The 13,179-nt window shown below is 38.0% G+C and carries 11 protein-coding genes; 8 read left to right on the top strand and 3 right to left on the bottom strand.

Annotation, left to right across the window (positions count from 1 at the left end):
• Window positions 1–206 precede the first annotated feature (206 nt).
• Entirely contained in the window at window positions 207–1,472 is a 1,266-nt protein-coding gene (locus B2C77_RS02400) for an argininosuccinate synthase (protein WP_077702245.1), read from the bottom strand.
• Window positions 1,473–2,405: 933 nt separating this feature from the next.
• Between B2C77_RS02400 and B2C77_RS02395 the strand changes: the two genes are divergently transcribed.
• The 3 genes from B2C77_RS02395 to B2C77_RS02385 are packed head-to-tail and all read left to right on the top strand — an operon-like array spanning window position 2,406 to window position 4,550.
• Window positions 2,406–3,098, top strand: a complete 693-nt coding sequence (locus B2C77_RS02395; RefSeq protein WP_077702244.1) for a DUF1538 domain-containing protein — start codon at window positions 2,406–2,408, stop codon at window positions 3,096–3,098.
• Window positions 3,095–3,865, top strand: a complete 771-nt coding sequence (locus B2C77_RS02390) for a DUF1538 domain-containing protein (protein WP_077702243.1) — start codon at window positions 3,095–3,097, stop codon at window positions 3,863–3,865. Before B2C77_RS02395 ends, B2C77_RS02390 begins: the two co-directional genes overlap by 4 nt.
• Window positions 3,825–4,550 carry a P-II family nitrogen regulator gene (locus tag B2C77_RS02385; protein WP_254843922.1) on the top strand — a complete coding sequence of 242 codons (726 nt, stop codon included), beginning with the start codon at window positions 3,825–3,827 and terminating at the stop codon, window positions 4,548–4,550. The genes B2C77_RS02390 and B2C77_RS02385 overlap by 41 nt, the downstream gene beginning before the upstream one ends.
• Before the next feature lie 164 nt (window positions 4,551–4,714).
• Here B2C77_RS02385 and B2C77_RS02380 read toward each other — a convergent pair whose 3' ends face one another.
• A complete protein-coding gene (locus B2C77_RS02380; RefSeq protein WP_254843921.1) occupies window positions 4,715–5,401 on the bottom strand; it encodes an endonuclease III domain-containing protein in 687 nt (228 codons plus the stop codon).
• A 266-nt stretch (window positions 5,402–5,667) separates the two neighbouring features.
• Here B2C77_RS02380 and B2C77_RS02375 point away from each other — a divergent pair, with 266 nt between their 5' ends.
• The 4 genes from B2C77_RS02375 (at window position 5,668) to pstB (ending at window position 9,629) form a co-directional block, all read left to right on the top strand.
• On the top strand, window positions 5,668–6,663 hold the full coding sequence (locus B2C77_RS02375; RefSeq protein ID WP_077702241.1) for a PstS family phosphate ABC transporter substrate-binding protein: 996 nt from the start codon (window positions 5,668–5,670) through the stop codon (window positions 6,661–6,663).
• Between the two features lie 227 nt (window positions 6,664–6,890).
• Entirely contained in the window at window positions 6,891–7,796 is a 906-nt protein-coding gene (gene pstC, locus B2C77_RS02370) for a phosphate ABC transporter permease subunit PstC (RefSeq protein WP_414930293.1), read from the top strand.
• Complete coding sequence (gene pstA, locus B2C77_RS02365; RefSeq protein WP_077702239.1) at window positions 7,797–8,681, top strand: phosphate ABC transporter permease PstA; 885 nt, start codon at window positions 7,797–7,799, stop codon at window positions 8,679–8,681. It begins immediately after the preceding gene.
• A gap of 90 nt (window positions 8,682–8,771) precedes the next feature.
• Window positions 8,772–9,629, top strand: a complete 858-nt coding sequence (gene pstB, locus B2C77_RS02360) for a phosphate ABC transporter ATP-binding protein PstB (protein WP_077702238.1) — start codon at window positions 8,772–8,774, stop codon at window positions 9,627–9,629.
• A 206-nt stretch (window positions 9,630–9,835) separates the two neighbouring features.
• Here pstB and B2C77_RS02355 read toward each other — a convergent pair whose 3' ends face one another.
• Complete coding sequence (locus B2C77_RS02355; protein ID WP_077702237.1) at window positions 9,836–11,554, bottom strand: methyl-accepting chemotaxis protein; 1,719 nt, start codon at window positions 11,552–11,554, stop codon at window positions 9,836–9,838.
• A gap of 188 nt (window positions 11,555–11,742) precedes the next feature.
• Between B2C77_RS02355 and B2C77_RS02350 the strand changes: the two genes are divergently transcribed.
• Window positions 11,743–12,858 carry an IS4 family transposase gene (locus B2C77_RS02350; protein WP_077702236.1) on the top strand — a complete coding sequence of 372 codons (1,116 nt, stop codon included), beginning with the start codon at window positions 11,743–11,745 and terminating at the stop codon, window positions 12,856–12,858.
• Window positions 12,859–13,179 lie beyond the last annotated feature (321 nt).

Raw genomic sequence — 13,179 nt, 5'->3', positions numbered from 1 at the left:
ATGAAATCTTTGCTGTTCATCTTCAAACAGTAGGGGTTTTCTTTTATCCCCCTACTTAAACTTGTCAACTCACCATCATCAATTTTTTAAATGGGAGACTTACAACACCTCTGAAACAAAATTGCCAAGGCAACATTTTTTTCTGCCTTGGCAATGCATCCTATTTCATTCTTAGTTAGAGATTAGAATTTTTTGCGGAATGTCTTTTATAGCGGTAAGTTTTCTTTTTCTTTCACGTCTAAAATCGCTTCTTTTACGGATTCTTCTACAGAACGATGCGTTTGATTAACGGTTGCATGAACTTTTGTCGGAAGCCCCCATAATTTAATAAATCCTAGTGCTGCTTCATGATCAAACGAATCTTCAGCATTATATGTTGCCAAATCAAAATCATATAACGATTGTTTCGATTTTCTACCTACTACTTGTGCCTGCCCCTTGTACAGCTTCACCTTTACGATACCTGATACATCCTTCTGTGTTTCTGTAATAAATGCTATTAAAGCTTTCGTCAAAGGTGAATACCAAAGACCATCATACACCACTTGTGCTAGTTTTTGCTCCATGAGCGGTTTAAATTGAGCCACCTCTCTCGTTAGCGTCAACGCCTCCAACTCTTGATGTGCAGCAATTAACGTAACTGCTGCTGGCGCTTCGTATATCTCGCGTGATTTAATACCAACAAGGCGGTTCTCTACATGATCAATTCTACCAACTCCATGCTTTCCTGCAACTTGATTTAATTGTAAAATAAGCGCTTCTAATGATAATTTTTCTCCGTCAATAGCGACAGGTTTTCCTTGTTCAAAAGCAATTTCCACAATCTGCGGTTTATCAGGTGCTTCCTCTGGATCTATTGTTAAATCATACGCTTCTTTCGGAGCTTCCGCCCATGGGTCTTCTAAAATACCGCATTCATTACTTCGCCCCCAAAGATTTTGGTCAATACTAAACGGATTATCTAAATCAATTGGTACTGGGATTTGATGTTCTTTCGCATAAGCAATTTCTTCTTCTCTTGACATTGCCCATTCCCTTACAGGTGCGACAATGTCTAAACTAGGATCTAACGCCGTAAAGGCAACATCAAACCGTACTTGATCATTTCCTTTTCCTGTACATCCATGCGCAACTGCAACAGCGCCTTCTTCTTTTGCAATATGAACTAAAATCTTAGCAATAAGCGGGCGTGATAAAGCAGAAATCAACGGATATTTTCCTTCATATAATAAATTCGACTGCAGTGCTGGAAGGACAAATTCATTTGCAAACAAAGCTTTGGCATCAATGACATACGATTTCACAGCGCCTACTTGTAATGCTTTATTTTTAATAAAATCAAGGTCTTTCCCTTCCCCCACATCAAGGGCAACAGCTATTACATCATAATTGTATTTATCCTGTAGCCAGCGGACAGCTACAGATGTATCTAACCCACCAGAATAAGCTAAAACAATCCTCTCTTTCCCCAAAACGGTCACTCCTTTTATAATCTATTATTGTAACATTATGCACTACAACGAATAAATATTCAATAGCAAACTACGTTTATTATGAAATATTTTTACAATTACGATGCATTCTTATTTTTACTAGTTCATGATAATGGTATAATTTATATATATATTAGAAAAACGACTTATCACCAAATCTTAATAGACGAATCTATAAACCTTAATATTTTTACTTCCTATAGTGTAAAATAAACGCTTTAATTCCCCACGAATAAACTTAGCAAAGATTGGCTTACTGCTAAGTCTTTATAGTAAAATCTATTGTTTTTCGCAGACGATAAATTCTATTCTTTCCTAAAGTGGAACAAAGGCTCGGGGCGCCCGTTTAGCAACGTAGCGAGTGGAACGAATCAACGAAAATTTTAGGAATCATGCTCCTGCAACAGGAGTATGCCGGCGCCCCGGCAAGCCCGTCTTTAGTCGGCCTTCCTATTTAGTACGAACCGATGATGACTTGCTTAGGGCAATGAAGTGAAGTCGCCTAGTTGCTGGGCGCTTAAGCCGGACTTGGCTTATTCTGTTATTTCCTTATCCCAAAGCAAAGCATCTAATATTTATACTTTCTGATCGTATTAGAAAAACTTGGCTTGTCGCCAAGTCTTATGGCGAATGGCATAGTTTTTCTTATACTATCAACTTTTATACTTTCCTATAGTGTAAAAAAGGGATATAGGTACTGTTATCTACCCATTTCAACTAGTATTTAAGCGAAGTCTTCCAGCACCATCAATCGGGATTTCATATAAAAAACCCACTGTACAACATTTCTTTCCTTAAGGATTAGACATTCGATACGAATCACGTACATAGTTAGTATATTTTTGTAATCATTAAAAGGCATAAATTTAAAAGTCTACACTAATACAGATCCATTCATGAAGGAGGAAGTTAATGGACAATATAAAAGAGACGATTGTTGAGGTTGTTCAGTCAATTCTACCGATTACAATCGTAATTACCCTTCTACAGTTCACACTCATATGGTTGCCTATAGAGACATTCATACAATTTTTAATTGGGGTTTTCATGGTAGGAATAGGATTGATTCTTTTTCTATTAGGCGTTAATATTGGCATGCTTCCTGTTGGTGAAATGATTGGCTCTGCCTTATCAAAAACAAAAATGGTATGGCTCATTCTCTTTTTTGGGGTTTTATTAGGCAGTGTCGTTACGATTGCTGAGCCTGATGTGCGTGTTTTATCTACACAGGTGGACCAAGTTTCGAACGGAGAAATTTCTAAAACAGTTCTTATCCTAGCTGTAGCGTTAGGTGTAGGAATATTTGTCGGTTTATCACTTATGCGAATTATTTTTTCCATACCTATTACATATATCCTTGCTGGTGGTTATGGACTAATATTTATTCTAGCGGCTTTTACCCCTTCTAGCTTTGTGCCAATATCCTTTGACGCTGGTGGCGTTACAACTGGTCCATTAACGGTGCCGTTTATTATGGCGCTTGGAGTCGGAGTCGCTTCTGTTTTACGAGGAAGGTCAGCCTCTCAGGACGGCTTTGGTCTCATTGCTTTAGCTTCTCTTGGTCCTATTCTTTCGGTGTTAATTTTAGGAGTGATTTACGGATGAATATAAAAGTCTTTCAAGGGTTTGGACAAACAATGAGTGAAGTCGCCATCGCGCTTTTGCCGTTAATTGTATTATTTGCTATCTTTCAATTGTTTTTCTTAAAGCTCGGCGTGCGTAAGTTACTAGATATTACGTTAGGGATCTTACTAACATTTCTTGGACTTTCTTTTTTCCTCCAAGGCGTTCATATTGGATTTTTACCGATTGGAGAAGAATTCGGAAAGAGCCTCGGCTCCATTGATCATACATGGATTTTGATCCCGATTGGCTTTGTGCTCGGCTTTTTTGCCACTTATGCCGAGCCAGCAGTCCGTGTACTCATTCAACAAGTAGAAAAAGCTTCTAGTGGATACATACCTGAGAAGGTTCTACTCTATACTGTTTCTATTGGTGTTGGCTTATCTGTTGCTTTGTCCATGGTTCGTATTCTTGCTGGTTTCTCGATTTGGTTTTTTATCTTGCCTGGTTATATTCTGGCGCTAGTTATGGTAAAATACGCATCGAAAACATTTACATCGATTGCGTTTGATTCCGGAGGGGTTGCTACAGGCCCAATGACTGCAACATTTATTCTAGCAATGTTTGTTGGGATTGCTTCCGTCACCGAGGGACGAGATCCATTGCTTGATGGGTTTGGTATGGTTGCACTTGTAGCTTTGGCTCCTATTTTATCTGTTCTCACATTAGGTATCTTATATAGCAGAAAGGAGAAGGAGCAGTATGTCCATGAAGAAACCGAAACAAAAACTCATCGTTACGATCGTTAAAAAAGAACAAGCCAAGAAGGTCATACGTGCTTCTAAGGAAGCTGGTGCCCGCGGCGGAACGACTCTATTCGGAAGAGGTTATCGAACAAATGAGAAAGAACGGTTTCTCGGCATTCCCATTGAACGAGAAAGGGAAATCATCTTAACTCTCGTTGAAGAAGAAATTTATCCCGAGGTTATGCAGGCAATTATTGATTCCGTCCATTTAAACAAACCAAGACAAGGGATCGGGTTTGTCATTGACACAAAGAAAATTACCGGTACACAGCATTTATTGGGTTTAGAAGACAATGATAATGAACCGCACGAAGGAGATGTGGAGCTGAAAATGGAAGAAAAAATCATGTATGATCTAATTATTACCGTTGTCAATAAAGGAAATAGTGAAAAAGTAGTCGACGCTTCTAAAAAAGCTGGCGCTGAAGGTGGGACCATTCTAAACGGACGAGGAACTGGCATTCATGAAAAAGCAAAGCTGTTTAATATTCTCATTGAACCAGAGAAAGAAGTCGTCCTCACTTTAATTAGTAAAGATAAGACAAATGCTGTTTTAAAAGCGATAGAAGAGGAAGCAGAATTAAATACAGCCGGCAAAGGGATTGCTTTTGTCATTGATGTTGACCAAACAATTGGTATTAATCATGTGTTGAATCAAATGGTTAACGAAAAATTGTATGGTAAATAAAAATGGAGTGGGGGGATCTATGTCTCCCCCCACTCATTGTTAGTACCGCTAAAGCATTATCTAAAAGCCTCTGTAGATAAACTTGGCTTATCGCCAAATCTTTAAGGCGAAAAAAGCCGTCGTTTTGCTTATACTATAAACAAGTGGGTGAAAAGGCTTTCTAGCTACACACCTCTTCGCTCACATTCGTCAACCAACGGACAGCCTGAACAAATCGGCTTCATTTTACAATGCTCTTTCGCATGCTGCACGATTAGAGCATGAAATTCCTTAAAGCCCTCTGTATCTAATACGCATTCCGTCTCCACCTGAAGCCGAAACACTTGCTCCTTTTCCGGCATGTCCAAACCAAATCGAGCAAAAATCCTACGAGCATAAGCATCAACAACAAAAACAGGACGTTGAAATGCGTAAAGTAATAAGACATTAGCTGTTTCAGCGCCAATACCATGTATACTTAATAACTCCGCTCGCAACGTTTCTGTTTCTACATGTCGCAAATGAGCAAGTTGATAATCATATTCTTTGTACCAATGAAGAAAAGCTTTTATTCGCTTTGCCTTTTGTCTATAAAAACCACTTGAACGAATTGCTACCTCTAATTCTTCCATGGGTAACGCTTCTAATTGCTCTGGTGATAAATAAGGGGTGAGCTGACACAACGCCTTCTCTACATTACTCCAATTTGTTCGCTGAACAAGAATTGCTCCTATCATCATTTCAAACACCGTATCCGCAGGCCACCATCCTTGCGAGCCGTAACAATGATACAATTTATTATATATTTGCTGAATCGCTCCCATAACTAAGCCCTCCACTTTATTTTTACATTTCGTTAATAAATCTTTCATATAGAGGAAAATAGTTTTTTTACAATGGCGCATTCCTTACCTTCTTTCCTACTTAAAGCTTGATATATCAAGCTACGTTAACCTTTCTCTGTTTTTATACAGATTCCTCTATATCTCTTTTTACGTTCAAAAAAACAGGAATTCCACAAAAATTTACAAAACCTTTACATTCATAACATACTCTTTTAACACTTGCCTACTATACTAGCAAATGAGAGGGATAAACCTCAACTTTATATTTACTCAAAATAGGGGAGGCAATTTTGATGAAGTTCAAGAAGTATCTTATGTTCCTTCTAATCGCTGCTCTTGCAGTAGTAATTGCAGCATGTGGATCGGATTCTGAAGGAGATAACAAAAACAATAACGAAGAGGAATCATCTGAAAATACTGGCTCAGAAGGTGATAGTGATTCTGAAAAAGTAGAAGGCAGCGTCGTAATTGATGGATCTGGAACGGTTTTTCCTTTAATGGCTAAACTTGCTGAAGAATACATGGGAGAAAAACCAGATGTATCTGTTGAAGTTAGCCGTGCTGGTACAAGTGCAGGATTCGAAAAATTCCTAGCTGAAGATGGAACAGACTTTAACGATGCTTCTCGTGTAATTAAAGACGAAGAGAAAGCGAAAGCTGAAGAACTTGGAATGGAAATCAAAGAATTAAAAGTAGCTTTAGACGGTTTAACAATTGTTACTCACCCTGACAACGATTGGGCGACAGAATTAACGGAAGATCAAGTCAAAGGGATTTTCCTTGGAGAATATACAAACTGGTCAGATGTAAACCCTGATTGGCCAGAAGAAAAGATTCAAACTTATGGACCAAACGAAAACCACGGAACATACGAGTTTTTCTATGAAAATATTTTAGAAGAACAAGATCTAGTAAGTGATATTAACTTACAACAAGATTACTCAACACTTGTAACACTTGTAGCTGAAGATAAAAACGCCATTGGATTCTTCGGTTTCGGATACTATGACAACAACAAAGATAAAGTACAAGCTGTAGGCATTGACTTTGGCGATGGTGCTGTAGAGCCATCTCTAGACACGATTGCTGAAGATGGTGACTATGCTGGCTACACTCGCCCAGTATTTACTTACTTGAACGTTGATAATGCAAAAGAAAAGCCGCAAGTACTTGATTATGCCTTATATATTATGAACAATGTAAATGAATTTGCTGGAGAAACTGGCTTTGCGCCAATTCCTGAAGAAGAAGCAAAAACTCTAGTAAGTGAATTAGAAGCACTAAAATAAAGTACGACAACCATTAGGAGAGATGACATTTCTCCTAATGGTTTCGCTCTTAATCTCACAAGACTGTCATAATAAAAACATTTATCCAATCAAACCATTATTTGACTACCTGAAGATGAGGGCAATGTACGCTCTCATCTTCTTGTGAGTTTTTGCTCTAGAAAGGGGGCCCCCTAATGGCACTGGACAACAAGATAGACAATCAAGACAAACCAAGTATTCAAGACATGATTGCGAAGAAGAAAAACGGGAAAAACCTAACAAGCATAACGGAAAAAGTCATTCCTGTCCTCCTATTCTTGATTGCAGCAGTTTCTATCTTCACGACCATTGGAATTGTTTATACATTATTAATAGAAACGATTGAATTTTTTAAGCGTGTTCCCGTTATGGATTTCTTTACAGGAACCGCCTTAAAACCCTTAAGTCAAAACCCAGAATTTGGGGTACTACCACTTATTAACGGTACCATCATTTCTTCTATTATTGCCATGCTCGTTGCTGGACCAATTGGTATTATGACAGCTGTTTTCTTAAGTGAATATGCCTCAGAACGAGTAAGAAGAACATTAAAACCAATGTTAGAAATTCTTGCTGGAATTCCTACCATCGTTTATGGTTTCTTTGCCTTTACATTTGTTACACCGCTTATTCGCGAGGTTTTTCCAAGTGTAGAAGCGACAAATATTTTAAGCCCTGGACTCGTAATGGGTGTCATGATTATTCCTATGATTGCATCACTCTCAGAAGATGCAATGACATCTGTTCCCAACGCTATGCGTGAAGGTGCGCTCGCATTAGGAGCAACAAAGTTAGAAGTTACGTTTCGCGTCGTCATTCCTGCTGCGCTTTCTGGAATCATCGCATCTTTTGTCCTTGGTATTTCACGTGCGATTGGTGAAACAATGATTGTAACCATAGCTAGCGGAAGCTCGAAAAACTTCACCTTTGATATTACACAATCTATGCAGACAATGACTGCATATATTGTCGAGGTTTCTGGCGGTGAAGCGCCAGCTGGATCAACGATTTATTACAGCTTATACGCAGTTGCTATGACATTATTTGTATTCACACTGCTTATGAACCTACTTGCAAGATATGTCTCTCGTAAGTTCAGGGAGGAATATTAAATGAAATATGTCGATACGAATCAAGTCCAAAAAAATATGAACAGTCGTCTGATTAAAAACAACATCCTTAAATTTATATTTTTTCTCGCAACGATTTTTGGCTTAATTGTTTTAGCTGTGCTAATTATTCGTGTCATTATGCAAGGCGCCAGCTGGATTAATATGGATTTTTTAACAAATAAGTTATCTACTTCCCCTGACCGGGCTGGTATTATGGGTGCTATCTTAGGAACATTTTGGCTCATGCTCGTCGTCATTCCAGTTACGCTAATACTTGGCGTTGGGACAGCTATCTATTTGGAGTTGTATGCAAAAAAAGGACGTTTTCAAGGTTTTGTTCAAACAAATATCGCTAATTTAGCTGGTGTTCCATCCATTGTTTATGGAATTCTCGGAATGACTATCTTTGTCCGTGCCCTTAATTTCGGAAATGTCGTATTGGCTGGTGGACTAACCATGTCATTACTTGTCCTTCCGATTATCATCGTCGCTTCACAAGAATCCATTCGAGCCGTACCGCAACACTTAAGTGAAGCCTCTTATGGCATGGGAGCTACGAAATGGCAAACGGTTAAAAATATCATTCTCCCTGCAGCATTACCTGGTATTTTAACAGGGTCGATATTGTCTTTATCTCGAGCAATTGGCGAAACAGCACCGCTTGTTGTTATCGGTATACCTGCTTTACTTATCCCTTTTCCGGGTGGAATTATGGATAAATTCACGGTGCTCCCAATGCAAATTTATTATTGGACGATTGACTCTTCTTTAGTTGAAGAATATGCAAACTTAGCTGCGGCAACAATTATTATTTTGCTCGTATTACTGTTTCTTTTAAATGCAACAGCTATTTTTATCCGCAATAAGTTCCAAAAACGTTTTTAGAAAAACTCGGCATATTGCAACACAGTATTTTTTATGATGCTTACGAATCCTAAAATTTCATACTTTTTAGTAGTAAGAGGAGTGAATGAAATGGCTACGTTAACGAAGCCCAATATCAAAGTGAAGCGACAAGTAATTTCAGAAGAAGAAGCAACTTCAGAAGTAGCTGCGACAACGAAACAGAACGTGCATAAAAAAATTGTGTACGATACGAAAGATTTAAACTTATGGTATGGCGATACACATGCGCTAAAAGACATTAATTTGTCTATTTACGAGAAAGAAGTAACGGCAATTATTGGTCCATCTGGGTGTGGAAAGTCTACGTATTTAAAAACGTTAAACCGTATGGTAGAACTTGTACCAAGCGTTAAAACTTCTGGTGTCATTACGTATAAAGATAAGAGCATTTTAGATAAATCATTTAAAGTAGAGGATTTACGTACAAAAGTTGGCATGGTATTTCAAAAACCAAATCCTTTTCCTAAATCCATCTATGAAAATATTGCCTATGGGCCAAAAATCCATGGTATTCGCAACAAAAAAATTCTTGATGAAATTGTAGAAAAAAGCTTACGTGGTGCTTCCATTTGGGAAGAAGTAAAAGACCGTTTAAAAGAAAATGCCTATGGTCTCTCTGGCGGGCAGCAACAACGGATTTGTATTGCTCGTTGTTTAGCGATTGAACCTGATGTTATCTTAATGGATGAGCCGACTTCAGCACTTGACCCAAAATCTACGCTACGTGTAGAAGAGCTCATTCAAGAGTTGAAGAAAGATTATTCTATTGTTATTGTTACTCATAACATGCAGCAGGCTGCACGTATTTCCGACCGCACAGCATTTTTCCTAAATGGAGAAGTGGTGGAATATGATGAAACAGATAAAATTTTCACGAACCCATCAGACAACAGAACGGAAGACTATATTTCCGGTCGCTTTGGTTAAAATGGAGGAAAAATTGCTTCTTTAAATCATTGGGGGCTTTCATCCTCACTGATTATAATAGCTTTCATTAGAAAAACTTGGCTTACCGCCAAGTCTTATGGCGAAGGGCGTAGTTTTTCTTATACTATAAACCTTTAAACTTTTATACTTCCCTATAGTGCAAAAATAAAAAATCCTGTTCCGAAATGGATCAGGATTTTTACGTTTTATTCAATATGAAATTGCTTTGTATGTTGTGAGAGGTCTTCGGCTATAGCTGTTAAACGCTCCCCTACTTCTTGGTTTGTTTTCAATTGTGTTATTTGTGCATCACTCGTGGTAAGCATTTGCTCTGCACTTGCCAAATTTTCCTGGGCTACAGAAGCATAGTTGAGCGTTGCCTGCTCTAGTTGCGGTAATACAGACCCTACTGCTTGTACTTCTTCTTTCATCCTATGAAATTGGTTTCCAACCTGTTCAATTTCATACAGTAAGTTATCAAATGATGTTTTTGCTGCTTTTGACATGGATAATGTTGCATTCGTTTTCGCAAGCATATGATCAAATTCCTTCACAGCAGATGTCGTATTCTCTTCCATACGATTGATGGTAGTCGTTATCTCCACAGCCGCCTCAGAAGACTGCTCTGCTAGCTTACGAACTTCTTTAGCAACAACAGTGAACCCTTTTCCAGATTCTCCTGCACGAGCTGCTTCAATTCCTGCATTTAATGCCAATAATTTCGTCTGCTCAGCAATCTTTTGAATGATATCTACTAATTTTGTAATTGCTTTAGAATTATTACGAACATGATGTATCGTGTTTGTCAATTGGGTAAAATCGACCTCGTAGGAAGTAATGGTATCAATTAGCTTTTTAATCTGCTGTTCGCCCGTTTCTGCCGATTTGTTCATCGCTTGTGAGCTTTGATACGATTGTTCCATTTGTGCTATTGTCCGTTCCACATTTTCCTTCATATCATGGAAACGCGTCATACTTTCTTCTGAGCTTGCCGCCGTCTGATCAGCACCATCCTTAACGACGTGAATGGCTTGCTTTAATTGCTCACCAGAATGTAAACTTTCTGCAGCTGACGCTTGTAATTCTAATCCAGCCTCATTTAAATCATTCGTTGTTTCTTTCATATTTTTAAGCAAATTGCGCATAAAATGAATCATTGTCGTATAACTCTTATGTAGCGAAATGAACTCTGGCAACGTCGTTTGCAACTGCTTCGGTTCTTTCATTTCCCCCGAACGTACCTCTCGCATCGTTTCTCGTAATACACTAAGTGGTTTTGTTAAGCTACGGACAAACAAGGCAATGACAATACTGGCAATAACAGCACTAATCAAACTTATAATCATTGTATCCATAGCCATTCCTTTTACTGGCCCCATATACGAAGAAGTAGGGACAACCAACACATATAATCCTTTTACCTCTTTCATTTCTTGAAACGTTAACGTATATTCTTTTCCGTCAATGGTCTTATGCAATAGACCATCCTTTTGTTCTACTAATTCATTTACCAATGCATTCGATATTGGCGGAATCTCTCCCTCACTTTCCTGAAGGGGAACAACTTCTCCAGACTGTACGTAAAAATATTCGGACGGTATCCCTTCTTTAGCTAGCTTATTTTTTTGCTCTCTAACATTTGCATTCAATTGCTGATGAAAATACGTATCATCACTGACATACAAAAATTTTAAATTCTCTGCAATGTAACCCATTAATTCGGTTTCACGTTCTAGCCGATTTTCAATTGCTGATGTGGTCATTTTCTTTGCTTGTATGTATGAACTAACACCTACAGCCATGACAGAAAGAAGTAATAACACAATAAACAGGATGAGTAATCTGCTCCACAAGCTAAATTTTATTTGCATACTTTTTGTAAATGAAAAAAAACGCGTGAACCAAGTCGGCTTCTGTATACGCAACGAAAATCCCCCTACTTTATACCTATTTTACTTCATTATAGCAACTAAATCACTAGCGTTGCATTAATTAAATCTGATGATTAAAAATACTAAAAATGTTCAAAAATTAGTGTTCATACAACAAAAAAATCCTTTACAATGGAAGTACAGGTGGTTCCTGTCCAAATCCAAAAGTAAAGGATAACTGCATGGACAAGAATACACTAAAATCATCATTTGGTAAATGGGTTTCACCTATAAATACGAAAAAACTATATGAACAAGTAGAAGAAAATAAACAAGATTACTACACAAAAAAACTGACAACGGAAGCGTATATAAAGTTGCTGTTGCTTGCTCAATTACAAGGATTTGAGAGCTTGGAAGAGATGAGCGATGCACTAATAGATGGTGAACTTCAGAAAGTATTGGGGTTTGAATCGATTAGCCCATCGCAACTTTCAAGGAAGAACAATGAAATGAATCCAGCCATCCTTTCCCATTTATTCTTTGATCTTGCATACAAAATCAAAGGTCTCCAATTTAAAAATGGGAAATCCATGCCATTAAAAATCATTGATTCTAGCACGCTTCCATTAAACTTAACGAATCATAAGTGGGCGAAATTCCGTAAAACAAAAGCAGGAGTTAAGCTACATTTACGACTTGTATTTATGGATAAGGGCACCGTCTATCCTGAAAAAACTGTGATTACAACAGCCAAAGAACATGACAGAAATCAACTGGAAGTTCTCGTAGATGACAAAGAAGCCATGTATGTGTTTGACCGTGGATATGTTGACTATGAACGATTTGACCGAATGACGGATGAAGGCTACTTTTTCGTGTCCAGACTAAAGAAAAACGCCGTCATTCGTGAAGTAGAATCATTTTCTGTACCTAAAGATGCTACAGCTTTATCCGACAAGATGGTTTACATCGGTTCGACGCAAAATCGCACAGAGAATGTATTCCGTCTACTTGAAGTAGTGGATACAAAGGGGAACATTTTGCGATTAATTACTAACCGTTTCGATCTAAATTCCGAAGAGATTAGTGAAATTTACCGTCAACGGTGGGCCATAGAGCTATTTTTCAAATGGCTCAAACAGCATGTAGAGATCAAACACTTTTATGGTATGAGCGAAACTGCCATTCAAAATCAAATCTTCCTTGCGCTCATTGCTTACTGTTTACATGTACTTATCCAGTTAGAGATGAGGAGTAAGAAGTCCTTACTCCGAATTAGCCGCTGGTTAAATAAAGTGCTGTGGAAACCTGCGTACATCTGGATCCGCAGATTTGACGATAGATCTATTCCGTAAATACATACACTGTCGTTGTTGCTAATAGTTTAATTGTATAATTTTTCCAAATGGACAGCCCACCTTTGCTTAGGTAATGTCTTATTGGCAAAAAATCTTGTGCAAATGATTACTGAATTTTCAAACCAATTTTATGCAACGCTAGTGCAACTAAATATTAATTTAATGTAAAAAATTGGTGACGTTTGGTGGAAAATGTCGCCTTATTGTCTTTTCTGAAAGATAACTCCATTCATAAAGAAATAGACATTATACAGAAGTTTAGGTAATTCTCTGTAGATAAGTTTATCTATTGTACACAGCCTTTTAACACCACTTGGC

The organism is Virgibacillus dokdonensis, from assembly GCF_900166595.1.
Lineage (GTDB): Bacteria > Bacillota > Bacilli > Bacillales > Amphibacillaceae > Virgibacillus > Virgibacillus dokdonensis.
The sequence above is the reverse complement of the archived record's forward strand: the minus strand, read 5'-3'. Positions and strand labels throughout refer to the sequence as shown.